The organism is Streptomyces uncialis, assembly GCF_001905345.1.
In the GTDB taxonomy this organism is placed as follows: Bacteria; Actinomycetota; Actinomycetes; order Streptomycetales; family Streptomycetaceae; genus Streptomyces; species Streptomyces uncialis.
In genome coordinates this window covers 611,185-635,010 of record NZ_LFBV01000003.1, presented here as the reverse complement: position 1 = coordinate 635,010, position 23,826 = coordinate 611,185, and the positions used below count along the sequence as shown (strand labels likewise).

The 23,826-nt window shown below is 73.4% G+C and carries 21 protein-coding genes; 6 read left to right on the top strand and 15 right to left on the bottom strand.

All coding sequences use genetic code 11. The annotated features are described in order from the left end of the window. Nucleotides 1-38 precede the first annotated feature (38 nt). From AB852_RS16660 to AB852_RS16620, 9 genes are all read right to left on the bottom strand, one after another. Complete coding sequence (locus AB852_RS16660) at nucleotides 39-3,305, bottom strand: non-ribosomal peptide synthetase (protein ID WP_073788851.1); 3,267 nt, start codon at nucleotides 3,303-3,305, stop codon at nucleotides 39-41. Continuing rightward, nucleotides 3,302-4,294, bottom strand: a complete 993-nt coding sequence (locus tag AB852_RS16655; RefSeq protein ID WP_073788848.1) for a YqcI/YcgG family protein — start codon at nucleotides 4,292-4,294, stop codon at nucleotides 3,302-3,304. The genes AB852_RS16660 and AB852_RS16655 overlap by 4 nt, the downstream gene beginning before the upstream one ends. A gap of 95 nt (nucleotides 4,295-4,389) precedes the next feature. Then, nucleotides 4,390-5,829, bottom strand: a complete 1,440-nt coding sequence (locus AB852_RS16650; RefSeq protein ID WP_073788846.1) for a cupin domain-containing protein — start codon at nucleotides 5,827-5,829, stop codon at nucleotides 4,390-4,392. Nucleotides 5,830-6,298: 469 nt separating this feature from the next. After that, nucleotides 6,299-7,015, bottom strand: coding sequence for a TetR/AcrR family transcriptional regulator (locus AB852_RS16645; protein WP_073788844.1), 717 nt, complete (start codon nucleotides 7,013-7,015; stop codon nucleotides 6,299-6,301). 1,012 nt (nucleotides 7,016-8,027) lie between these two features. Continuing rightward, the gene (locus tag AB852_RS16640; protein WP_073788842.1) at nucleotides 8,028-9,056 is read right to left on the bottom strand and encodes an ABC transporter substrate-binding protein; all 1,029 of its coding nucleotides are present in this window, start codon (nucleotides 9,054-9,056) and stop codon (nucleotides 8,028-8,030) included. Nucleotides 9,057-9,210: 154 nt separating this feature from the next. Then, nucleotides 9,211-10,290: a FecCD family ABC transporter permease gene (locus AB852_RS16635; RefSeq protein WP_073788840.1), complete on the bottom strand. Its 1,080-nt coding sequence runs from the start codon at nucleotides 10,288-10,290 to the stop codon at nucleotides 9,211-9,213. Beyond that, nucleotides 10,287-11,348, bottom strand: a complete 1,062-nt coding sequence (locus AB852_RS16630) for an iron chelate uptake ABC transporter family permease subunit (RefSeq protein ID WP_073788838.1) — start codon at nucleotides 11,346-11,348, stop codon at nucleotides 10,287-10,289. Before AB852_RS16630 ends, AB852_RS16635 begins: the two co-directional genes overlap by 4 nt. A gap of 257 nt (nucleotides 11,349-11,605) precedes the next feature. Continuing rightward, complete coding sequence (locus tag AB852_RS16625) at nucleotides 11,606-12,040, bottom strand: hypothetical protein (RefSeq protein WP_073788836.1); 435 nt, start codon at nucleotides 12,038-12,040, stop codon at nucleotides 11,606-11,608. A gap of 289 nt (nucleotides 12,041-12,329) precedes the next feature. Beyond that, a complete protein-coding gene (locus tag AB852_RS16620) occupies nucleotides 12,330-14,174 on the bottom strand; it encodes an APC family permease (RefSeq protein ID WP_245876811.1) in 1,845 nt (614 codons plus the stop codon). A 661-nt stretch (nucleotides 14,175-14,835) separates the two neighbouring features. Here AB852_RS16620 and AB852_RS16615 point away from each other — a divergent pair. Then, on the top strand, nucleotides 14,836-15,339 hold the full coding sequence (locus AB852_RS16615; RefSeq protein WP_073788830.1) for an FBP domain-containing protein: 504 nt from the start codon (nucleotides 14,836-14,838) through the stop codon (nucleotides 15,337-15,339). A gap of 43 nt (nucleotides 15,340-15,382) precedes the next feature. Here AB852_RS16615 and AB852_RS16610 read toward each other — a convergent pair whose 3' ends face one another. The 5 genes from AB852_RS16610 to AB852_RS16590 form a co-directional block, all read right to left on the bottom strand. Beyond that, nucleotides 15,383-16,006: a flavodoxin family protein gene (locus tag AB852_RS16610; protein WP_073788828.1), complete on the bottom strand. Its 624-nt coding sequence runs from the start codon at nucleotides 16,004-16,006 to the stop codon at nucleotides 15,383-15,385. Between the two features lie 245 nt (nucleotides 16,007-16,251). Beyond that, a complete protein-coding gene (rpmF, locus tag AB852_RS16605; protein WP_073788826.1) occupies nucleotides 16,252-16,425 on the bottom strand; it encodes a 50S ribosomal protein L32 in 174 nt (57 codons plus the stop codon). A gap of 41 nt (nucleotides 16,426-16,466) precedes the next feature. After that, complete coding sequence (gene rpsR, locus AB852_RS16600) at nucleotides 16,467-16,703, bottom strand: 30S ribosomal protein S18 (RefSeq protein ID WP_073788824.1); 237 nt, start codon at nucleotides 16,701-16,703, stop codon at nucleotides 16,467-16,469. Nucleotides 16,704-16,805: 102 nt separating this feature from the next. After that, on the bottom strand, nucleotides 16,806-17,960 hold the full coding sequence (locus tag AB852_RS16595; RefSeq protein WP_073788822.1) for a CobW family GTP-binding protein: 1,155 nt from the start codon (nucleotides 17,958-17,960) through the stop codon (nucleotides 16,806-16,808). After that, nucleotides 17,960-18,217: a type B 50S ribosomal protein L31 gene (locus AB852_RS16590; RefSeq protein WP_073788820.1), complete on the bottom strand. Its 258-nt coding sequence runs from the start codon at nucleotides 18,215-18,217 to the stop codon at nucleotides 17,960-17,962. The genes AB852_RS16595 and AB852_RS16590 overlap by 1 nt, the downstream gene beginning before the upstream one ends. A 334-nt stretch (nucleotides 18,218-18,551) precedes the next feature. Between AB852_RS16590 and rpmB the strand changes: the two genes are divergently transcribed. Both rpmB and rpsN read left to right on the top strand, forming a co-directional pair. Next, nucleotides 18,552-18,788, top strand: coding sequence for a 50S ribosomal protein L28 (gene rpmB / locus AB852_RS16585; protein ID WP_073788818.1), 237 nt, complete (start codon nucleotides 18,552-18,554; stop codon nucleotides 18,786-18,788). After that, entirely contained in the window at nucleotides 18,788-19,093 is a 306-nt protein-coding gene (rpsN, locus tag AB852_RS16580; protein ID WP_073788816.1) for a 30S ribosomal protein S14, read from the top strand. Before rpmB ends, rpsN begins: the two co-directional genes overlap by 1 nt. A gap of 161 nt (nucleotides 19,094-19,254) precedes the next feature. On the opposite strand, the gene AB852_RS16575 is transcribed toward rpsN, so the two are convergent. Next, nucleotides 19,255-19,962, bottom strand: coding sequence for a TetR/AcrR family transcriptional regulator (locus AB852_RS16575; RefSeq protein ID WP_073788814.1), 708 nt, complete (start codon nucleotides 19,960-19,962; stop codon nucleotides 19,255-19,257). 403 nt (nucleotides 19,963-20,365) lie between these two features. Here AB852_RS16575 and AB852_RS16570 point away from each other — a divergent pair, with 403 nt between their 5' ends. Genes AB852_RS16570 through AB852_RS16560 form a run of 3 tightly spaced genes read left to right on the top strand, consistent with a single transcriptional unit; the run spans nucleotide 20,366 to nucleotide 23,819 of the window. Further along, on the top strand, nucleotides 20,366-22,189 hold the full coding sequence (locus tag AB852_RS16570) for an amidohydrolase (protein WP_073788812.1): 1,824 nt from the start codon (nucleotides 20,366-20,368) through the stop codon (nucleotides 22,187-22,189). Then, nucleotides 22,186-23,169, top strand: a complete 984-nt coding sequence (locus tag AB852_RS16565; RefSeq protein WP_079184664.1) for a PDR/VanB family oxidoreductase — start codon at nucleotides 22,186-22,188, stop codon at nucleotides 23,167-23,169. The genes AB852_RS16570 and AB852_RS16565 overlap by 4 nt, the downstream gene beginning before the upstream one ends. After that, nucleotides 23,166-23,819, top strand: coding sequence for an MSMEG_1061 family FMN-dependent PPOX-type flavoprotein (locus AB852_RS16560; RefSeq protein WP_073788810.1), 654 nt, complete (start codon nucleotides 23,166-23,168; stop codon nucleotides 23,817-23,819). Before AB852_RS16565 ends, AB852_RS16560 begins: the two co-directional genes overlap by 4 nt. Nucleotides 23,820-23,826: the final 7 nt, after the last annotated feature.

Here is a 23,826-nt window from a genome sequence, read left to right as displayed (position 1 = left end):
TCGCCGTGCCGTCCGCCCGTCGCCGGGCCCCGATGCCGTCATGACCGCCCCAGTTCGTCGAGGGCGGCGGCCGTCTGCTCCGGGGACAGCGCGGACACCGTCCGGTGCAGCCGCGCGACCAGGTCGAGGCGGCCCGGCGCGGACTCCGCGCCGCGCAGGGCCTCGGCCATACCCGTGACCGTCAGCGTCTCGAACAGGGTCCGGGCGGTGAGCCGTTCGCCCGCGAAGATCCCGCGCAGCCGGGTGAGGATGCGGGCGCCGAGCAGCGAGTCGCCGCCCAGCGCGAAGAAGTCCTCGTCGGGCCCCACCCCGTCGACACCCAGCGCGCGCGACCACTCCTCGGCCAGCAGCAGCTCCAGCGGCCCGCCGGCCGCCCCGGCCGGTTGCGGCGGCCCGGCCGGTGGCCGCGCCGCCCGTCCGGCCGCCTCGGTCAGCGCCGCCCGGTCGACCTTGCCGTTGGCGGTCAGCGGGAACGCCGTGACGCGCAGGAACGCGGCCGGCACCATGTGCTCCGGCAGCCGCTCCCGCAGACGCGCCCGCAGCTCCCGGGGATCGGGGCCGCCACCGGAGCCCAGCACATGGGCGGCCAGCGCCTTGTACCCGCGCCGTCCGCCGTCCGCCGGTACCCCGGTGACCACCGCCCGCTCCACCCCCGGGTGCAGCGCCAGCGCCGCCTCGACCTCGGCGGGCTCGATCCGCTGCCCGCGTACCTTCAGCTGGAGATCCGCCCGGCCCACGAACTCCAGGGCCCCGTCCGGCAGATACCGGCCCAGATCCCCGGTGCGGTACAGCCGCTCACCGGTGTCGGGATGGACGAGGAACGCCGCCGCGGTGCGCTCGGTGTCCCGCCAGTAGCCGCGGGCCAGCCCCACCCCCGACACATACATCTCCCCGGTGACCCCGTCGGGTCGGTCCCGCAGCCGCTCGTCCAGCAGGTGATAGGCGGTGTTGGCGATCGGCTTGCCGTACGGCACCCCGGGCACCGCCGGGTCCAGCGCGTCCACCGGGTGCCAGATGTTCCACAGCGTCGTCTCCGACGGACCCCCGACGCCCACCAGCCGCGCGTTCGGAGCCAGTTCGGCGAGGCTCCGCACCAACTCCGGCGGAATCCAGTCCCCTCCGGTGAACGCGAGCCGCAGCGAGGCCAGCGCCCCGGCCGCACCGGGGTCGTCCAGCATCATCTCCAGCATCGCCGGGACGCTGTTCCACAAGGTGACCCGGTGCCGGCGCAGCAGCTCCGCCCAGTGCGCCGGGTCGCGCTCGGCGCCCGGATCGGGCAGTACCAGGGTGCCCCCGGCGCCCAGCACCCCGAACAGGTCGAACGCCGACATGTCGTGGTGCAGCGCGGTCAGCCCCAGCACCGTGTCGTCCGGCCCGACCCCGAAGGTCTCCTCCGTCTCCCGCAGGGCGTTGACCATCCCCGCGTGCTCGACCATCACCCCCTTGGGCGTGCCCGTCGAACCCGACGTGAACAGCACGTACAACAGATCCCCGGGCCCCTGCGGCAACTCCTCCACCACCGGCACCGGTACGTCCGGCAGCTCCCCGTCGACCGCGACCGCCCGCACCCCCTCGGGCAGCCCGCCGTGCGGTCCGCCGCCCCGGACCAGCACGGTGTCCACCCCCGCGTCCGCCAGCACGGCCCGCCGCCGTACCTCGGGCATCGCCGGGTCCAGCGGCAGATACGCGGCGCCCGCCAGCAGCGCCCCGTACACCGCGACCACCTGCTCCTGGCCCTTGTCCAGCAGCACCCCCACCACCGGCCCCGGCCCGCGGCCGCCGTCCGTGAGGAGGCTCGCGACCCCCGCCGCCCGCCGCGCCAGCCGCCCGTACCCGAGCTCCCCGGCGGACGTCACGACCGCCGTGCGTCCCGGGTCCTCGGCGGCACGCCGCAGGAACGCCGCGTGCGCCGGGACCGCGGGCAGCTCCCTCGGACGGCCCCGGACCGCCTCCCGCCGGGCACGCTGGTCCGGCGGCAGCACCTCCAGCCCGGTGGAGCGCCACCGGCTGTGCGCCAGCCGCTCCAGCAGCGCCCGGAACGCCTCGAACATGGCCTCCGGCATCCCCGCCGGGAACAGCTCGTCGACCGAGTCCCAGTTGTAGACCAGCCGCCCCTGCCGCTCGTCGAGCTGCACATCGAGGAAGACCTGAGGCGTCTGCGACACCCCGTGCACCTGGGTCCAGATCCGGTCCAGGGCGGTGCCCTCCGGGTCGGCCCAGGCCAGCGTGCTGGTCAGCACCACCGGCATCCGTGCCCGGTCCATGCTGTTGTGCAGCCGCGCCAGCTCCCGGAGCATCCACGCGCCCGACACCTGATGATGGCTCAGGTCCTCCCACAACCGCCGCTGGATACGCAGCGCCCGCTCCTCGAAGGTGTCCCGCGCCCGGTTGTCGACCTCGACCAGCGAGAACGACGCGAACTCCCCGACCAGTCGCTCCACCCGCGCCAGCAGCGGAAGCCGGTTCATCCGCGGCACATTGACCGTGAAGCGGGCCTCCTCGCTCCAGGCCGCCAGCACCTCCGCGAACACGGCGAGCAGCAGGGCCGACGGGGTCAGCCCCGCGGACCTGGCCCGCGCGGTGAGCCGCGCCCAGTCCGCCCGAGGCAGCTCCGCCTCCCGCCGCACGAAACGCGACCGCGCCAGCTGTCCCGGGTCGGCGGCCAGCGGCAGCCGGGGCGGCGGCGGCAGCTCCGCGATCCGCTTGTGCCAGTACGCCTCCGCCTCCCGGTACTCCTCCCCGTCACGCAGCGCCCGTTCCGCCAGCACGTACTCACGGAACGAACCGCTGAGCGGCTCCAGCACGGCCCCGGGGTCCGTGTACAGGCGGGACAGCTCCCCGGACAGCACATGCCAGCTCGCGAAGTCGCAGACCAGCCCGTCGAAGCCGATGAACACCCGCACCAGGTCGTCCCGCAGCCGCGCCACGGTCACCCCGAACAGCGGCCACCGGTCGGCGGGCCGCACCTCGTGCGACAGCCGCTCACGCAACGCGGCCAGCTCCGCCTCGCGCGCCGCCACGGACAGCCGCCGCAGATCCACCACATCGGGCACGAAGGGCGGCGCGTCCGGCAGCACCCGCTGCTCCATGCTGTCCGGCAGCATCACGGCCCGCAGCATGTCGTGCCGTTCGACCAGCAGCCGCCAGGCGGTCGCGAACCGCTCCGGATCCAGATCGCCGTCGAACTCGAAATACGCGTGGGTGGACACATTGCCCAGCGCGAACATGTCGCCCCGGCCCAGCAGATACGCCCGCTGCGTGTCGGTGAGCGGGAAGGGCGCGTACCGCTCGTCGTCGGTGCTCACCGCTGCTCCCCCCACAGTTCCGCGGCCCTGGCCAGGCACTGCGCGCGGGTCCCGGGCGGTCCCACGGCACTCCAGCCCGCGGGCGGACGCCGCCCGGACGGCCATACGGAGAACCGGCCGGCGTCGTTGCGCACGGCCTGATGGTCCGGGGTGTCCGGCCGCCGGGGAGCCCGCGCGGCCGGCCCGGGAAGCGTCCGCGCGGACAGGAAGGGACAGCGCTCCCACGCCCCGGGCGGGCCGTCGTCGGCATCGGGAAGGAAGTACTGCCGCCACTCGCGGTTGTCGGTGTCGCCGTAGCTGCCGAGCGCGGGGGAGGGCGGCACCGTGTCGTAGGCCCGCAGCCGGGCCCGGATCGTACGGCGGGCCGCGGCGCCCCGGGGGGAGTCGGCCTCCAGCCCCTCGAACACCCAGCGCGGCTGAAACGTGATCATGAAGTCCGCGGCATGCCGGCTGCGCCGCTCCCCGTGCGCCGGGGTGTTGCAGACGACGAAGATCGGCACCCCGCCGAAGGTGAACTCCCACAGCGGGTCGTCGGGGTCGGTCGGCAGCTCCGCGGGCCACGGACTGCTGTCCTTGTCCGCGAGATAGCCGAGCACGTCCCAGAACCGCTGCCGGAAGCCGTCCAGCGGCAGCGCGGCACCGTCGGGTTCGGGCCGGAAGAACACCACGAACGAGGTGTCCTTGCCGAGGGCCTGGTAGCCCTCCAGATAGCGGCGCAGCAGATCGGGCAGCGCCGCCCAGTCGCCGCGGTCCCCGGCGCCGTCGACGAAGCCGAACCGCAGGGTCCTCTTGCGTGCCGCGGCCACCGCGAAGGTGCAGGGGAAGGGCCGCTCCTGCGAGACCACGGTCGACAGCAGACCTTCCGCGCTCCGCGGGCCCCAGTGCGGTATTTCACCGATGGTGAGTTCGGGGAGCGTGGCGAGCAAGGAATCGCGTGCGTGCTGAAACTTGTTCTCCGGCTCGCTCTCCCGGATGTTTCCGGACGTCATTCCTGAATGGTTCGCGGGGGTGCTTGAGGGCATGGCGAATTCATACTCCGATCAAATCCCGTCACGGATGCCGAGCAGCGGAGGACGAATTCCCCTCAGTCGGTGGTGAATTTCTGGAACATGTCCTCGGGGATGATCGGCTGGTGGTAGACGCACGTACCCGACAGCACGACGGAACCGTGCAGCCGTGAGGTGGGGATGAGCAGCTTGTCGCCCTCGGACAGCGCGATCCGGTGGGTGACGTTGTGCCAGAAGTGCATCTGACCGCTCTCCACCATCACGAGCCGGTGGTCGTCGTGCACATGGGTCGTCGAGGTCTCCTCATGGCTCTCCACGAACGTGTCGAGGTCGACCTCGATGTTCTCGGTGGTGAGATGGTCCTGGATGCGCTCGGCGTACGTCTTGAAGTCGTCCACGCGGTCCGCCCAGGCGAGCTGCGCCGTCAGATCGGCGTCCCAGGCACGGGCGTAGCGGACGGCGTCGGTGAACCCCTCGTGGAACGCGACGACGAAGGGCTCGCCGAACAGTCCGGGCAGCGGCCCCAGCAGCCGGTCCACCAGGTCGTCCGGCTCCAGGGCCGTACCCGCGGCGGGCGGGCGGGGGTACGGGACAGCGTGGCCCAGGGTGTCGCGCAGCGTCGCGGCCAGCGGGGCCGCGGTCGTCTCCCGCTCGATCAAAAACTGCGCGAGGGCGCCCAGCAGCCGGCCCGGCCTGCCGCCGTCGAGCCCCAGCCCCAGCAGATGGTTGCCCCGCGCCAGCGAGGAGCCCAGCAGGAACTGCCAGTGCGCGGTGGCGGACGGGCTCAGCCCCGCCCCGGTCCACAGCGCCCGGTAGTCGTCGGCGGCCTCGGTCCAGCGCTGCCACACCGACAGCAGGAAGGGGCGCAGCCCCGGATGCGCCGCCCCGGTCTCGGCCAGGGCGCCCCGGGCCACTGCGGTGTACGCGGCGGGCAGGAAGGCGCCCAGCTGCAACAGGAGATACACGCCCGCGCCGTGTGCGTCCTTGACGCTCGTGGCGGTGGCGAACGCCGTCGGCGGCTCGTCGCGCAGCCCGTCGCGGTACGCCCGCACCCCGGCCTTGACGGCGTCCACCGTGGGCGCGGCGAGCGGCTCCCGGCCCTCCTCCAGGAAGCCGAAGAGATGGTGTTCGAGCACGGGCCGGGCGAGCGCCGCGAGCAGCCGGGTGTCCGGCGCGTGGAAGACCGCCCCGTCCGCCCGCGCGGCCGCGTTCCCGTCGGGAGGCAGCAGACCGTGCTCCGCGTCGTACGCGTTGCGCAGCATCCGGTGCCCCAGCAGCCCGCTGAGCAGCTGTTGCTCATCGGCCGGGAGCACCTTGGAGTAGTCCAGCCAGCCGAGGTCGTCCGGCCGGACCGGGCGGCGGTACGGGTTGTCCGGGGTCGTCAGTTCCTCGGCGGTCGCGGCCCGGAAGGGGGCAGCGGCCGCGTACGCCTTGAGGATCGCGTTCGGGTCGCCGTTCAGTTCCGCGAGCGACCGGGCGACGGTACGGGGCGCGGGCGTGTCGTTCTTTTCGGGCATGGCTGTACCTTTCGCCGGCGTTCGGTCAGGGCTCTGGGCTGGAAGCAGCGTCGAAGGACGGCACGAAGCGCGCCGGGCCATGGGTGGGAGCCAGGCGGACGCGCGGGGGAGAGGGCGGACGGTGACGGGAGAACGACGACGTCGCACCTAGGGAAATCGCCGGTCGAACGGCCCCGGGGAAGGCGGCCGGAAAACGCCTGACCGTCACACCTGCCGTGCACGGTGTGCCACCGGCCCGCGGCTTTCGGGAAAAGCGTGTGGACCCGGGCAATTCATGGCGTGCTGAGTTCGGCCACGGATTCCCGCACGGTCTTCCATACCGCGCTGAACCCGATAGCGGACGCCAGCCTAGGCGCAGGTCGCCTTTTCACGCAAGACCGCATTTCCGTGCCCCGTACGCGATTTGACGGAAGCGGGATCCGGCACCCGGTGCGCGCACCGGATCGGACGGCCGCCGCGCGGAACCGGATCAGACAGCCGGTGCCGAGGCGGGGGCGGAGGCGGCAATTCCGTCGAGGAGCACCTCGATTTTGCGGCCGAACCAGTCCGCCGACGATCCGTTGAGGATGCGGGTGAATGCCGCCTCGATCGACGGATCGGTCACTTCCCGAATGTCGTCGAGCATCGCGCGGCGCAGTTCCGCCACCCCTTCGGGGTCGGTCGCGGGCCGGCCGGTCCGCTGCCCCGTGAGGAAGTGCAGCAGCACCTGTTCGTTGACGAGGTCCTGGGCCAGGGCCGCGGCCTCGGGGTCGAAGCCGAGGTCGACCAGGACCGCCGTGGTCCGCGCGCCCTGCCGGGCGAACTCCCGGACCCCCACCCGCAGCGCGGCGATATGCGTCGCCAGCCCCGGGTGCTCCTCGAACAGCCGGAAGGCGGCCCGTGCCACGGCCCGCAGATACGGCCGCCAGCCGGCGCAGGGCGACGGCCAGTCGGCCCCGGCGACCACCTGGTCCGCCGCGGCGGCGATCAGCTCCTCCTTGTTGGAGAAGTACCGGTACAGGGTGGAGTGCTTCACCCCGAGGCGCCGCGCGACGGCGCTCACGCTCAGCTCGTCGAAGCCGACCTCGACGGCGGCGTCCACGATGGAACGCCGGCCGACCTGGGACGGGCGTCCGAGCTTGGGCACCCTCAGCCGGGCGTTCAGCTCCGGGCGCCGGTGCGGGGGATCAGGGGGCGTGTCAGCCATGCCCCCCATTGTCCCCGACCGCGCGGAGGCGCCCAGGACCCGCCCCCGGGAGCGCCCGGGCCCTGCCCTTCGGGGGGCGCTCGCGGGGGCGCGCGACTCACGGAGGGGCCGGTCCGGGGGCCTCCGGGCACTTAATGACAGCGAGTTGAAAAGAGGTTAGGCTTACCATACTATTCCGGCGTCGAGGGTGGTCACACCTGCCGTGACGGCCCTTCGACGCGACGCGGCCCACGCGACGGCGCACTTCCAGCGCCGGTACGACCGCGCGGCCGGCCTGGAAGGGGCCGTCGCGCGCAGACCAGCCGTTCGTGCCCGGAGTTCCGGTACCTCCCCCAGGATCAGCGCCCCGCCCCGGCGGCGGTCCCGCCCATGACCGCCCGCCGGTCGCGCCCCGTTCGTCGCCGTCCCCCGCGCCCCAACCCTCCGCGGACGGATCGCGACAGCGCCCCGCCCTTCCGGCACGGCCCGCCGGAAGACCCGTACCCGGCTCCGCCGACGGCGCCGGGCAGTACGCGCGCAGTCGTCGGCGACGGCCGACGGCCGCGGAGATGTCTCCTCGGCATGTCCGGTCCTCGCGCGGTACGTCCCGACGGGCGCGGTCCGTCAGAGGTGCGTCCGCTCTGTGCGCGCGACGCTCACCCGGCCGTGCGCTGCCTCGGTCCGCGTGCCGTACCTGTACCCGGGGTGCTGCTGTGTGCCTGACGCCTGGTCGGTGGTCCGGGTGTTGTGCGTGCCGGGGCCGGTACCCGGGGCGGGTGGCTCGTGATCCGTGCGGGGTCGTGGCGCGCTCACCTCGGGGCCCGGACAGCGAACAGGACCCGGTTCCGGTGCTGGGGGAACCAGGTCCTGTCCATCGATCGCCGTGTCACCGGGGCCATACGGCATGCGTGTGGTCCGGGTGAACGGCTGTCATGGGCCCGTGTGCGGGATCGTCCCGCACACGGGGTCGGTCCGCGGACGGGTCAGGGCCGTGCCGTGCTCCCGGGTGCGCGTACGTGTGCCGCGGTGCGGGTCACTTGGCCGCCTTCGCCAGCGCGGGGTCCAGCTCCTTCAGCAGCCAGGGGATGCCGAGGATCGACGGATTGCGCAGCAGGGTGATGGTCTCGCTGTTCACCGCCTGGTAGGTGCCGGACTTCTTCACCTCGGTGAACGCGGGGTTGGCCTCCAGGGCCTTGCGTACCTGCGGGGAGTTGAAGCCGATCACCACCAGATCGGCCGACAGCTTCTCGGCCTGCTCCGGGCTCAGGATGCCCGGCTGCACCTTGGTCGCGGTCTTCTCGGTGCCCGCGAGCGACGGTGTCACCTTGGGGCCGAGCGCTTCGAGGAACTTCACGGCGAAGTCCTTCGGGGAGGCCAGGGTGGCGATCTGGGTCGGGGAGTACCCGAACGAGGCCGAGAACGTCTTGCCCTTGAGTCCGGAATGCCTGGTCGCGGAGGCCGAGATCGCGGCCTCCGTCACACCGATCTGCCGCTCGGCGTCCTCGCTCCTGCCGAGGGCGGAACCGATCTGCTTCTCCCGGGTCTGCCAGCTGTCCTCGGCGGCGGACTTCTGCGGGGCCACCGTCGGGGCGATCTTGCTCAACTGCGTGTAGTGGTCGCCGATCGCGTAGTCCCCGGTCGCCAGGATCAGATCGGGGTCCAGAGCCGCGACCTTCTCGTAGGAGACGTCCGGGGTCGTGCTGAACAACTCGGTCGCGGCCGGGTCGAGTTCGTCCGTCAGCCAGGGGCTGATGCCCTTGGGGGCGAACGGGTCCTTGCCCGCGCCGACCGGGGTCACGCCCAGGGAGAGCGCGGCGTCCAGGTCCATCGTGGTGAGCGCCACGACACGCTTGGGGGCGGAGGAGACCTCGGTGGTGCCCCGGGAGTGCTTCACCTGGACCGGGAAGGCGTCGCCGCCGTCCACCCCGGTGGACGCCTTCGCCGTCGACTTCGTCTCGCCGTCGCCGCTGTCGTCCGACGCACCGCAGGCCGTCGCCGTCGTGCACAGCAGTCCGACGGTCAGTAAGGCCGCCGTCGTTCTGGTGCCGTTCGCGCGCCTCATGTCGTTCTCCCCATCCCCGTGCCCACAGCCCCGGATCGTCGTGACACGGCCGCCCTCGCACTGCGGGCCGCCGGGGGCGACTTTACGACAGACAGTCATTAATAGGCAAGGCTTACCTAATATCCGTCAAGTGGTCTACCGCGCAGGGGGGATATCAGTCACGCGGTCCACCGCGCCGGGTCAGCAGCCAGGCCAGATACGCCCCGCCGAAAAGACCCGTCGCGATACCGGCCGGCACCTCGACCGACGGCAGCGCCCATTGCGTCGCCACATCCGCGCCCGTCAGCAGGAGCGCGCCTGTCAGCGCGGACGTGGCGATCCCGGGACCGGGCGCGCGGGTCAGCCTGCGGGCGATCTGCGGAGCGACGAGCGCGACGAACGTGATGGGGCCCGCCGCCGCCGTCGAGGCGCCGATCAGGGCCACCCCGGTCACGATGGCGGTGACCCGGGTCGGCCGCGGCGGGGTGCCGAGTGCCTCGGCCGTGTCGTCGCCGAGGCTCAGCATCCCCAGCCCCCGGCTCTGCGCCACCGCGAGCGGCAGCAGCGCCGCCAGCACGACCGCCAGCGGGGCCACCTGGTCCCACGTACGGCCGTTGAGCGTGCCCGTCAGCCACAGCTGCGCCACCTCGGCCTCCTGGACACGGGAGCGGCTGAGCAGCCACGCGTTGACCGCCGTCGCCATCGCCGCGATCCCGATGCCGACGATGATCAGCCGCTGGCTGTGCAGCCCGTCGCGCCAGGTGATGAGCAGCACCACCGCCGCCGTCACGGCCCCGCCCGCCACCGCGGCGACGGAGGTCCCGAGGGCGCTCGTGTGCCACATCAGGAGGGCGATCAGCGCCCCGGTCGCCGCGCCGCTGCCGAAGCCGATGACGTCCGGGCTGCCGAGCGGGTTGCGGGTCACGGACTGGAACAGCGCGCCCGAGGCCCCGAGAGCCGTGCCCACCAGGAGCCCCGCCACGGCACGCGGCAGCCGGAACTCCACCACGATGAACCGGGCCCCGGGCTCGCCGCCGCCCGCGAGCACCCGCAGCACCTCGGGCACCGGGAGCCCGAAGTCGCCGGTGACGCACGCCAGGACGAAGGCCACGGCCGTCACCACGAGCAGGGCGGCGCCCACGACCAGGACGCGTGGCCGGACCCGTACCGAGAACCTGCGGGTCCGCAGGGTCCGGGTCCGCAGGGGACGTTGCTTCGGAGTGCGGGTGCGCGTACGCGAGGCGGTGGCGGTCATCGCCCGGACCTCCGGTTCCGTCGGGACAGCACGATCAGCGCGGGCGCCCCGAGGAACGCCGTCACCACCGCGACCTCCAGTTCGCCCGGCCGGGTCAGCACCCGGCCCAGCACGTCCGCGGCCAGCAGCAGCACCGCTCCCAGCACCGCCGAGTACGCCAGGATCCAGCGGTGGTCCTGGCCCGACTGCCGCCGGGCCAGATGCGGGACCGCGAGGCCGACGAAGGCGATCGGGCCGACCGCCGCCGTCGCGCCCCCGCACAGCAGGGTGACCGCCAGCACCCCGGCCACCCGGGTCCGGGCGGGCCGTCCCCCGAGGGAGGTCGCGACATCGTCGCCGAGGGTCAGGGCGTCCAGCGGCCGGGCGAGCGCCAGGGCGAGCAGCATTCCGGCCAGCAGCAGCGGCAGGACCTGCCACAGGGTGTCCGCCTGCCGCCCGGCGAGCGATCCCACCGTCCAGAACCGGAAGGCGTCGAACACCTCCGGCCGCATCAGCAGCACCGCCGTCACCAGGGCCGTGAGCGCCGCCGACAGCGCGGCCCCGGCCAGCACCAGCCGGATCGGGGTCGCGCCGCCCGGCCCCGCCGAGCCGATGAGATGCACCATCACCGACACGAGCCCGGCCCCGGCCAGCGCGAACCACACATACCCGCTGAAGTGCTGGAACCCCGCGAAACCGATGGCGAGCACCGCGCCCGCCGAGGCACCGGAGTTGACCCCGAGGATGCCCGGATCGGCCAGCGGGTTGCGGGTCAGTGCCTGCATCAGCGCCCCGGCGAGACCCAGGGCCGCTCCGGTGACGAGGCCCAACCCGGTGCGCGGCAAACGCAGTTCACGGACGAGGGCCTGGTCCGGGCTGCTGCCGTCGTGGTCGACGAGGGCGTCGAGGACCGTCGCCAGGGGGATGTCCTTGGTGCCGATCGCCACGGAGGCGAGGAGGACGACGAAGAGGACGGCGAGCCAGCCGGCCAGCCCCGACGCCCGCGCGGGTAACCGCCGTCCGGGCGGCCGTGGCGCTGCCTTCGGTGGTCCCGCGACCCGCTCGGTGACCGTGCCCATGCGTCTCCCGCCCTCCCGCCGCCTTCAGGCCGAGTAAGGACAGGCTAATCCAAAAATGACAGGGTGTTGCGTGCCGGTCCCGGGCACTTCGTACGGCCCCTACGCCTCGGACGTGCCGTCAGGAGCGCGTCGCACGGCGGGAGTTCTACGGTCCCCGACCTCGTAGCGGGTACTGACCTCGGACCGGGTACCGACCGGGACCGGATACCGACCCGCACCGCGGACCGGTGTGCGTACGGCTCGTACCCGGTCAGTGGTCAGTGCCGGTTCCGCCGGAGCCAGTGACCGCGGCGCTGGTACCGGGCGACCGGGGGAGCGGCGGGCGGTGGGGCGCCGGGGGAGGGGGTACCGGTGTTCCGGCCGGGAGCCGGAGGGTGACCGGAAGCGGAGGTGCCGTCCGCGGGCGGGGACAGGCCCTCCGGGTCGTAGACCGTCGTCGCGATGGTGTCCACGAGCCGCTCCTCGGAGAAGTCCTCCGAACCGGGCACATGGGGGACGAACCCGACGAGGACCCCTTCGCTGACGATCTCCGCGTCCAGTCCCGCCGCCCCGTCGACGTCCCAGAGCGCCTCCATGTCCGTGTCGAGGACGACCCGGATTCCGAATTCGTAGACACCGGCCTCCACGAGATGGGCCATCACCCCCCGCTCACGCAGCGCCGCCACCATCCGGCGGGCACGTTCCGCATCCATACCGGGCGGACCTCCTTCGTGCGGGAACCCGGGCCGACGCGGGGAGCGGGTCCCTGGGCCTGTCCGGGGGCGCGTCAGGGCTTCGTACGGGCGATCACTCACACCGCCGGACGGCCGACCGCCCGACCACGGTCACCCGCACCGGGCGAACCGCACGGACCGGGCCGCCTTGCCTTGGCGTCCACCGGAGTCCGGCACCCGCCGGAAACGTCCGCCGGCCGCCTCGGATCCACCGTACTCCGGCTCGTCCCGGACGGCGCGCGGCGCGCGACCGGGCGCCACCACCGGCCTATACGGGCAGGTGGAAGGGCACGGTGGTGATGACGATCTTGGGGAGGGGGCGCAGCGCGCGGCGCAGCCGGGTGGCGGTACGGCTGTGCAGGAACCGGTGTCTGCGGCGGCGGGTGACGATCTCCGGCACGATCACGGTGAGGGTCAGTTCGGGATGCTGCCGGTGCAGCGCTTCGAGATAGTGGACGAGCGGGGCGACGACCGCGCGGTAGGGCGAGATGACGATCTCCAGCGGCAGATGGTCGCCCCACAGGGACCAGTAGCCGCGAAAGCGCCTGGCCTCGTCCTCGGTGAGACTGATGTGGACCACGAGGACGGGCTGCTGGAGCGAGGCGGCGTAGGCGAGGGCCCGCATCCCCGCGAGGTCGAGGGTCGCGATGGCGACGACCGACAGATGACGGATCTCCTCGGGGATCTCCTCGTCCTCACCGCCGCCGTCCGCGCCGCTGCCCTCGGTGAGTGCCGAGCCCCGCGCGGGCAGGGGGCCCCGCGCCGTACGGGCGGGCAGTTCCACGGTGTGCGGATGCAGCCGCAGGGCGTCGCGGGCGGCCCGGTAGTGCCGTCTGATCCGGGTGGTGACCAGCAGGAACAGTCCGACGGCGACGATGGCGACCCAGGCACCCGAGGTGAACTTGCTGATCCCCGCGGTGAGGAACACCAGCGCCGACAGCGCCCCGCCCACCGCGTTGAACGCCAGGCTCTTGCGCCAGTGCCGGTTCCGCAGCCGCCACCAATGGACGACCATCCCGGCCTGCGAGAGCGTGAAGGCGAGGAAGACCCCGACGGCGTACAGCGGGATCAGGGACGCGGTCAGCCCGTCGAACGCCACGAACACCAGGGCCGCGGCGAGCGACAGGAGCAGGATGCCGTTGCTGTATGCGAGCCGGTCGCCGAGCCGCATGAACACCCGCGGCGCGCAGTCGTCACGGGCGAGCAGTGACAGCACCCGGGGGAAGTCGTTGTACGAGGTGTTGGCGGCCAGCAGCAGCACGGCCGCCGTCGCCGTCTGGACGAAGACGTACATCCATCCGTCGCCGAACTCCAGATGCGCGAGCCGGGAGAGCACGGTCTCCCCGGAGCCGGGCACCACCCCGGTGAGATGGATCAGCAGGCTGATCCCGGTGAACATCACGATCAGCAGGCCCACCATCCAGGTCAGGGTGGTGCGGGCGTTGCGCCATTCGACGGGCTTGAACGCGGGGACGGCGTTGGAGATCGCCTCGATCCCGGTCATCGCCGTGGCACCGGAGGAGAAGGCCCGCATCACCAGCAGCACCCCGACGGACTCGGTGACGCCCAGCGGCGGAGCCGGACGCGCCTCGAAGCCCCGGCCGGCCGCGTCCACGAGACCGTAGGCGATCAGGGTGAGCATCGCGGCGACGAAGGCGTAGGTGGGGGCGGCGAAGAGGGCCCCGGCCTGCCGGATACCGCGCAGGTTCCCCGCCAGCAGCAGGACGATCACCCCGACGCCGATGGGTACCGTCTGCCCGGCGAGGGAGGGGACCGCCGAGGTGATGGCCGCGACCCCGGAGGCGATGGACACGGCGACGGTGAGCACGTAGTCCGTCATCAGACCGGCGGCGGCGACGAGACCGGGCACCCGTCCCAGATTGTCGCTCGCCACGATGTACGAGCCGCCGCCGTGCGGATAGGCCCGGATCGTCTGGCGGTACGACAGCCCGACCGCGAGCATCAGGAACACGATCGCCCCGGAGACCGGCAGCGAGTAGGCCAGCCCGGCCGTCCCCGCCAGCACCAGTACGGCGAGCAGGGCCTCCGGACCGTAGGCCACCGACGACAGGGCGTCCGCGGACAGCACCGGCAGCGCCAGCAGCTTGCGCATGCGCTCGGTCACCACGGCGGAGCTCCGCAGCGCCGCCCCCAGCACCAGCCGCCGGACGAGGGCCCCGGCCCGCGCGGACCGGCCCGTCGGCGGTTCCTCCGTGTCGACCCGCTCCCCGGCGGAGCGCGGTCCGAGCGGCGAGATCGGCACCAGCCGCCCGAACCGGGGCGGCTTGATCTCGGCGGGCGGCGGAAACCTCCCCAGGTCCGGATCGACCGGCAGCGCGGCGCGCCACACCTCCGGGGCCGCCGACACCCGCCCCCATTCCCGGCCCACCCGGCGCAGCGCCCGCACCTGCTCGTCGCCCAGCCCCGGCAGCTGGGCGGCGGGGCCCGGCGGACCCGTCCCCGCCCCCCGGTCATCCCGCGTATCCGACACATCGCGCAGTGTCGCCGATCACGGAACCCGGTGGCGGCACCGACATGGCCGGGGGCGCGGGGCGGTGAGGTGTCCGGGGTCGTCCGGTGCGGGGCGGTGGCCGACCCGCCCAGGGCGTCCGGCGCGGGGCGGCGGTGAGAGCCCGTGGCCGTACGTCCTGGTCGGCGGGCCGGGCGTGGGCGGGCCGGGCGTGGGCGGGCTGGACGTGGGTGGGCCGGGCGTGGGTGGGCCGGGCGGAAATGCGGGTGCGGGCCGCGGGGCCCGGGGCGTAGGGTCGGCGCCCGTGGAACCGCTCACCGAGAAACAGATCCGCTCGTCCTTCGTGAACTGCACCAAGGGGGAGGCCGCGCGGCTGAAGCTGCCGCTCGACTTCGCCGACCTCCCCTGGGCGGAACTGGACTTCCTGGGATGGGTCGATCCCGGGGCCCCGCTGCGGGCCCACCTCGTACTGCCGCGTCCCGGCGGGCCGCTCGGCATCTCGTTGCGGGTGCCCTCCGTGCGCCGCACCAGCGCGGTGCGGTCCAGCCTGTGCCAGATCTGCCTCACCGCCCACGCCTCGTCGGGGGTCGCCCTGCTCGCGGCCCCGCTGGCGGGCGCCCGGGGCCGTGAGGGCAACACGGCGGGTGTGTATCTCTGCGCGGACCTCGCGTGCTCCCTGTATCTGCGCGGCAAGCGGCAGCCCAAGCTGCGGTCCGGCTTCTACGAGGAGTCGCTGACCCTGGAGGAGCGCGTCGCGCGGATGTCGGGCAACCTGGATGCCTTCCTGGCCAAGGTCACCGCGAGCTGAACACCCTTTGCGCGGCCCCTCCCGGGCCCGGCGGGGGAGTGCGTCATGACTCCTCGGCGGCCGTCCCCTCCTCGTAGGGGAAGAGGGCGGGCGGTGTCGCGCTCTGGAAGAACGTCTTGGCGCGCAGCATGGCCCGCTCGTCGTCCCGTATCTGTCCGGGCCGGGAGCCGTTGCCGAGCAGCACCCCGCCGAACCCCATCCGCATGTACGCGGCGGTGTGGTGAAGGGTCGTCACCAGCCCGTCCGCGACGACCTCCTCGTCATCGGCCATGACCGTGACACCCCACAGGGTGCGCCCCGCCATCCGTTCCTTGAACCGCGCCCCGGGCAGTGACAGCCAGCCCGACCAGTAGTCCAGATACCGCTTGGTCTGCGCGGACACGTTGTACCAGTACAGGGGGGAGACGATGACGATGTCGGTCGCCTCCGTGGTGACCCGGCGCAGCTCCTCCTCGTTCTCCCCGCTCGGCCAGGTGCCGGTGTCGTGCCGGTCGTCCTCGAAGTCGGGCAGCGGGGTCCGGTTCAGGTCCACCCAGTGCTGCGGGATGTCGGCGGGCAACTGCGCGGCGGCGGTTCTGGCGAGGATCTCGGAGTTGCCGTCGGCGCGGGAACTGCCGAGGACGAAGAGGAACGAGCGGGTCGTGCCACGGTCCGTTTCGGTGGTCATGTCTGCTCCGGTCTCGGACCCCGGCCAGGGCCGCCGGGGGGACCGCGGCGCCCGATCCCGGACCAGGGTGGTCGGTGGGTTCGCCGCTCCAACTCCCTTGTCCTGGAGGTTATTCCGACCGTTGTCCGTATGCCGGGCAGGTGCTCCAGCGTCGTTCCCCCAGGTGGGGGGCCGGGCCGGACGGTGCCGTGGCTGCGACCACCGTCCGGCCCGGGGTCCTCACCGGCGGGCGTGCAGGGCGGCTCTCACACGTCCCCGGGACGCAACAGGCCGCGCTCGTACGCCTTCACCAGCCGCTGCGGCACTTGATGCACGGCCCCCTCGACGGTGACCGGGACCAGTTGAGGAGTCGTGGCCTTCCACTGGGCGCGGCGGTGGCGGGTGTTGCTGCGGGACATCTTCCGCTTCGGAACTGCCATGGGGTCCTCCTGGACTGCCGTCACAAGTCTTTCGGTGGGGACTACTTGCCGGAGTAGGGTAGGAGCGCCATCTCCCGTGCGTTCTTGATCGCCGCGGCGAGCTGCCGCTGCTGCTGGGCGGTCACCCGGGTGACCCGCCGGCTGCGGATCTTGCCCCGGTCGGAGATGAACCTCCGCAGCAGATCGGTGTCCTTGTAGTCGATGTACGTGATCCCCGCCGCGTCGAGCGGGTTGGGTCGCGGCGCGCGCGGTGCGCGGGGGTCCTGGCGACGGGCCATGGGTGCCTTCCTTCTGCCTGCCTGCCGACCGGCTGGTCCGGCGGGTCGTTCCTACGGGAGCTGCGAACTGCGGGTCAGGGGGGCGCGATCAACGGACCGCGGTCAGGGGACGGGGTCGAGGAGGGTGTCGAACGCGGGCGGCAGGTGCTTCCACGAGTCGGGACCCGCCGCGTACTCGTCGTCCGTGAGCAGGCATGAGTCCAGCAGCCGCTCCAGACCGTCCCGGTCGAGGCCGGGCGAGGTGAAGACCAGGTGCTGGCAGCAGTCGCCGTGCTCGGGGTGCCAGTCGAGCGCCGCGGCGGCGCGCCGGGTCGGGGACACCATCTCCCAGGCGGCGTCCGGCAGGGAGGCCAGCCACGGACCGGCGTTCTCCACGCACAGGGCGCCCCCGGCGGCGTCCCAGGCCAGCAGGGTGTCGGGCCGGTCGGCGAGCCAGAATCGGCCGCGGCTGCGCGCCGCCGCGCAGCACAGGTCCTCCAGCGCCAGGTACAGCCGCTCCGGGTGGAAGGGACGGCGCCGGTGCCAGACGAAGGTGGCGACACCCGCCTCGTCCGCCTCCTGGGGGAGCAGGGCGCAGGCGGGATGCTGGGCCGCGGCGGCGCTCTCCACGTCGAAACCGGCGAAGGCCAGCCGGACGAGTTCCTCCGACCCGGCGGGCACCCGCCGCGCGGTGGGGTGGAGCTGGGCGAGCAGCGCGTGGTCCTCGTCGTCGGCGCTCTCACCGCCGACGAGCGCGAGGACGGGCGCGTACTCCAGCTGCCGGGCCCAGGTGTCCCCGACGGTGCGCTGGTCGGTGGGGGCGGAGGCGCGGCCGACATCCGCGAGATCGTCCCCGTCGGCGAGGTACGCGAGGACGAGCGCGGGGTCGACCGCGGTCACCACATTGGTGAGCCGCAGCTCGTCGCCACCGTGCGCGACGACGACCTCGGCCATCGCCCGGGGCTCGACCGAGTCCCAGAGCTCGACGATCGCGAGCCGGGTCGTACCGCCGGTGGCCAGTGCGCGGAGCTCGGGGACGAGATCCTCGCGCAGCGCGCAGCACGCGCAGTCGTTGACGAGCGGGGCCTCGCCCCGGGACAGCTCGCCGGAGGCGTCCCGGACGCTGCGCCGCACGGTGCCGTCGTACGCCGTGGCCATGTCGTGGTGGAGAGCGACGCTGCCCGGGACTCGCCGCAGGAGACCGTCGACGACCTCCTTGCGGGCATCCGTGTGGAGTCCGCCGATGATGACGACGGGCAGCCTGTTCCTGTCCTCCATCAGTTCGCCGTCCCGCGCCGGGCGTAGCGGCGCTCGAACCGCTCGACGCGTCCCGCGGTGTCCAGGACGCGGGCGGTGCCTGTGTAGAAGGGGTGGCTCGCGGCGGAGATCTCGACGTCGACGACGGGGTAGGTGGCGCCGTCCTCCCAAGTCACGGTCTTGTCGCTGGTCATGGTGGAGCGGGTGAGGAAGGCGTACCCCGCCGCCTTGTCGCGGAAGACGACGGGGCCGTACGCGGGATGGATTCCTTGCTGCATCGCGGGGTCCTTCGGAGGGGTCGGGGGTCTGGGGTCGGGGAGGGGATCGGGAGGAGCGGGCGGGGTGTCCGCTCCGGGCCTGACGGGTCTGGCCGGGCTGCCAGGCGCGCGCCCGGCGGCGGGGTGGTCCCGACACGGGCGGTGGCCTGACCGCCATGCCGGGGCCGGTGTCTTCCGGGCGCGTCCGACGGCGCCTTCGACGGTGCTTCGTGGTGCCCGGTCGTGCTCGGTCGTGCTCGGTGGTGCTCGGGCGGGCCGTGAGCCCCTACTATATGGGAATGGTTTCCATTTTCAAAAGGGAGCTGTCCCCGTCCCCCGAGAGGCAGGAGCATCTGTGTCCGCCCATTGCCAACTGACCGGCGCCCGGCCCGGCTTCGGCAACCGCATCTCCCACTCGCACCGGCGTACCTCGCGCCGCTTCGACCCCAACATCCAGCGCAAGCGGTACTGGCTGGCGAGCGAGGGCCGTCATGTGCGGCTCGTCCTCAGTGCCAAGGGGGTCAAGACCGTCGACCTCATCGGCGTCGAGGCCGCCGTCGTCCGTATCCGGGCCCGGGGGGTGAAGCTCTGATGGCGAAGAAGAGCAAGATCGCGCAGAACGAGAAGCGCAAGCGGGTCGTCGAGCGGTTCGCCCTGCGCCGGGCCGAGCTCAAGGAGATCGTGCGCCGCCCGTCGTCCACGGCCGCCGAGCGCCGGGCCGCCCTCGGGGAGTTGCGGCGCCAGCCCCGTGACGCCAGCGCCACCCGCGTCCGCAACCGCGACAGCGTGGACGGCCGGCCCCGGGGTCATCTGCGCAAGTTCGGACTCTCCCGGGTCCGGATGCGTGAGCAGGCGCACGCCGGATTCCTCCCGGGGGTCACCAAGTCGTCCTGGTGACCACCCGGACAGCGCGACGGGCCGCCGTTCCTTCGGGAACGGCGGCCCGTCGTATGCGGTGCGGGTGGGTGGACGTGCCCGTACGGGGGCGGGTCCGCGGGGTCCGGTCTGTGCGGGTCGGGCCCCCGGGCCTGGGCTGGGCGGGGCCCGGACCGGGCGGGTCAGGTCTGCGGGGGTCGGGGGGCCCGTTGCTCGATGGAGTCGAGGAGCAGCCGCAGTGCCGTCTCGAAGACATCTGCCGAGTCGACCTCGAACAGCGGGTCGCGGACCCGGTGGATGTGCGGGTACTCGCGCGGGTCCGCCGCGCGGTACGCGCGGGCCCAGCCGTCCGCCTCATGGGCCTTCGTCTCGGCGTCCAGGCTGTGGAACGCGGCCTCCCCGCCGGACCACAGCAGGGCGAAGTCCGCCACGACCCGGTACAGCAGCGCCGCCTCGGCCGCCCCGAACCCGGCGTCGCCGAGCGCTCCGATCACCGTGTCGGCCGCACGCATCTCGGCGGGCCGCCGGGTGGTGCGCGGACCGGAGAGCGCCGCCGCCGCAGGATGCGCCAGATAGGCGCCGCGCACCCGGCGGCACACATCGGCGAGGGTGTCCGACCAGTGCGGGTGCGCCTCGAACCCGGTCAGCGCCTCCTCCAGCAGCCGGTCGGCGACGGCGAGCAGGATCTCGTCCTTGCCCGCGAAATGGCGGTAGACCGCGGTCTGGTCGGCGCCCAGCGCCTTGCCCAGTCGCGGCATGGTGAAGCCGTCGGTGCCGTGCTCGTCCAGGAGCCGCAGACTCACGTCCACGATGCGTTCGGGGGTGAGCGCGCCCCGGCGCAGCCGGGGACGCCGTGCGGTGGGGGCGGTGCGGCCGGGTGGTGTGGTCACCGGTTCATCATCTCGTTTCGCCGCGTCACGGGGGGTGGTTGCCTCGCAAAGACAGGGAGCCGCCATGCTAGCGCACCCTGGACAAAGGCTTAGTCCAAGGCATTGACAGAGGGTGGCGCGAGGTGTTTCCTCGGAGCCATCGCCCCACCGGACAATCCGGCCGGTGACCCGGTGACCCGGTGACCCGGTGACCCGGTGACCCCGCCGTGGGCGTCGGTGTCGGCGCCCACCCCGTGCCCACCCCAGCGCCCACCCCGCGCCTGGCGCCCGCACCGAACCCCGGCCTCCCCGCCCCCCCGGGACACCGCTCCACCTCACCTCACCTCACCTCACCCCACCCGGACCCCCGGACACAGCTCCCCCCGACCCGTCACCCGCCTCCGCACGGAACAGGCCGATCCGAATGACCGACACCCGCACCCAGCCGCCCGCCGCCCGCGGCACCCGGTCCGCGGCGGATCGGGCCGACCTCGTCCTTCTCGGCGGCCCCGTGTTCACCGCCGACGCGGCCCGCTCCTGGACCGACGGCCTGGCCGTGCGCGCCGGACGGATCGTCGCCCTCGGCGCTCCCGCGGCCCGCGCCCTCACCGGCCCCCGTACCGAGATCGTCGATCTGGCCGGACGCATGGTCGTGCCCGGCTTCGTGGACGGGCACGCCCACCCCGTCTTCGGCGGCCTGGAACGCGCCCGCTGCGATCTGCCCGGCGCCGTCGGCCCCGCCGAGTCCGCCCGGCTGGTCGCGGAGTACGCCGCCCGGCACCCCGGGCGGCCCTGGGTGGTGGGCGGCGGCTGGTCCATGGACCACTTCCCGTCCGGCACCCCCGACCGGGCGACGCTGGACGCGGTCGTCCCCGACCGGCCCGTCTTCCTGCTCAACCGGGACCGGCACGGTGCCTGGGTGAACACCCGCGCCCTCGAACTCGCGGGGATCGACCGCCGCACCCCCGACCCCGCCGACGGCCGGATCGAGCGCGCCTCCGACGGCACCCCCACCGGCACCCTCCACGAAGGCGCGGCGGACCTCGTCGCCCGGCATCTGCCGCCGATCACCGCCCAGGAGTACGAACAGGCCCTCCTGGAAGGGCAGCGGCATCTGCATTCGCTCGGGGTCACCGGCTGGCAGGACGCCCTGATCGGGGCCTACCTCAGCTACCCCGACCCGCTCGCCGCCTATCTCTCGCTCGCCGGATCGGGCCGGCTCACCGGGCGGGTGACCGGTGCCCTGTGGTGGGACCGCGAACGCGGCGTCGAGCAGCTCGCCGAACTCGTCGAACGCCGTGAACGCGGCCATGTCGGGCGCTTCCGCGCGACCACCGTCAAGGTGATGCAGGACGGCGTCTGCGAGAACTTCACCGCCGCGCTGCTCACCCCCTATCTGCCCGCACCGGACGCGGCCCACGGCCCCGGCAGCGGCCACAGCTACCTCGCGCCCGCCGAACTGGACCGGGCCGTCACCGCCCTGGACGGCGCCGGGTTCCAGGTCCACTTCCACACCATCGGCGACCGTGCCGTGCGGGAGGCGCTGAACGCGGTCGAGGCCGCCATGACCGCCCGCCACCAAGGCACCCCGGCCATCGCGACCGGTCCGCACACCCCCGGTCCGCACGGCCCCCGCACCCACGGCGCCGACCCGCACAGCGTCGGCACCCACGACTCCCGCACCCACAACGCCGGCCACCACGGCGACAACCGGCATCACCTGGCGCACGTCCAGCTCGTCCACCCCGACGACGTACCCCGCTTCCGGCGGCTGGGGACCGCCGCCAACATGCAGCCCCTGTGGGCCGTCCACGACGAGCAGATGGCCGAACTCACCGTCCCCTTCCTCGGCGCCGAACGCGCCGCCCGGCAGTATGTCTTCGGCGCGCTGCGCGCCGCCGGGACCACCCTCGTCGCGGGCAGCGACTGGCCCGTCTCCAGCGCCGACCCGCTCGCCGGGATACATGTCGCCGTCAACCGCACCACCCCCGGTACCGACATCGAGCGGCCCTTCCTGCCCGAACAGCGGCTGGACCTCGCCGACGCCCTGTGCGCCTACACCGCCGCCGGAGCCTGGATCAACCACCGCGACCGGACGACGGGCACCCTCGCCCCCGGGATGTACGCCGACCTCGCCGTCCTCGACCGCGACCCGTTCGAGGGGCCGGTGAACCGGATCGCGGACACCCGGGTCGACCTGACCCTGATCGAGGGTGTCCCCGTCCACCAGCGGGACGGCGCCCCATGACCGCCGACGGAGCCCCGGAAGCGGGCGGCGACCTGCGGCTGCGGCTGACCCGACTGTGCTGGGAGGCCGACGGTGTCCTGTCGCTGACCCTCACCGATCCGCACGGCCGGCCGCTGCCCGACTGGCGGCCCGGCGCGCATCTGCGGCTCACCCTGCCCACCGGCGTCGAACGCCACTACTCGCTGTGCGGCGACCCCGCCGACACCGGCGCCTACCGGATCGCCGTCCTCCATGAACCACGCGGACGCGGCGGCTCCGAGTACATCCACCGCTTTCTGCGCCCCGGCGCGCTCGTCGCGGCGGGCCGCCCCCGCAACAACTTCCCCCTGCTGCCCGCCGCCCGCTACCTCTTCGTCGCCGGAGGCATCGGCATCACCCCGATCCTGCCGATGCTCCGCGAGGCCCACCACCGGGGCACCCCCTGGCAGCTGCTGTACGGCGGACGCAGCCGCGCGTCCATGGCGTTCCTCGCCGAACTGGCCCCGCACGGAGAGCGCGTGCGGATCTCCGCCCGCGACGAGCACGGCGCACTGCCGCTCACGGACACCCTCGACGCCGCGTGTCCGGCACCCGGCGCCGAGCCGCTCGCCGTCTACTGCTGCGGACCCGAGGGCCTGCTCGACGCGCTCACCGGGCACTGCGCCGGACGCGACGGCCTGCGCGCCCACGTCGAACGCTTCAAACCGCCCGCCGCCCCCGCCCGCACCGACGACAAACCGGTCGAGGTGCGCTGCGTGCGCTCCGGGACCACCGTGAAGGTGCCCGCCGACGAAAGCGTCCTCGACGCGCTCCTCACCGCCGGGGCCAAGGTCCACGGCTCCTGCCGCGAGGGCGTCTGCGGCAGCTGCGAGGTCACCGTCCGCGCCGGCACCCCCGACCACCGCGACCACATCCTCGACGCCGCCGAACGGGACACGGCCCAGGTGATGTACCCCTGCGTCTCCCGCTCCCTGACCCCCGTACTGGAGCTGGACCTATGACCACGACCCCCGTACGGACGCGCCCCGCGCCCAGCCGCCCCCGCCGGATCGGTCTGGACCGGGTCCGCGAGATCGTCGGCACGCCCGACCCGGTGATGCGGCAGAAGGTCCTCGACCGGCTCGACGACCACTGCCGGCTGTTCCTCGCCCACTCGCCGTTCTGCGTCGTCGCCTCGGCCGATCTCACGGGGGCGACCGACTGCTCACCGCGCGGCGACCACCCCGGCTTCGTCCGGGTCCTCGACGACCGCACCCTGCTGATCCCCGACCGGCCCGGCAACCAACTCGCCGACACCTTCACCAACATCACCGAGAACCCCGGAGTGGGACTGCTGTTCCTGGTGCCCGGCTACGCGGAGACCCTGCGGGTCAACGGGCGCGCCTATCCCACCGACGACCCCGCGCTGCTGCCCATGCTGGAGTCCCGGGGCCGCCCGGCGAAGCTGGCGACCGTCGTCGAGGTCGAACAGGCGTATCTGCACTGCGCCAAGGCGGTCATCCGCTCCGGCCTGTGGGACGACGAACCGCGCGCCCTCGCCGGTCTGCTGCCCTCCGGCGGAACCATCGCCGCCGCCCACTTCGGAATCGCCGGACTCACCGCGGCACTCCTCGACGACGACCTCGCCGACGACTACCGCCGCAATCTCTAGCCCTCCC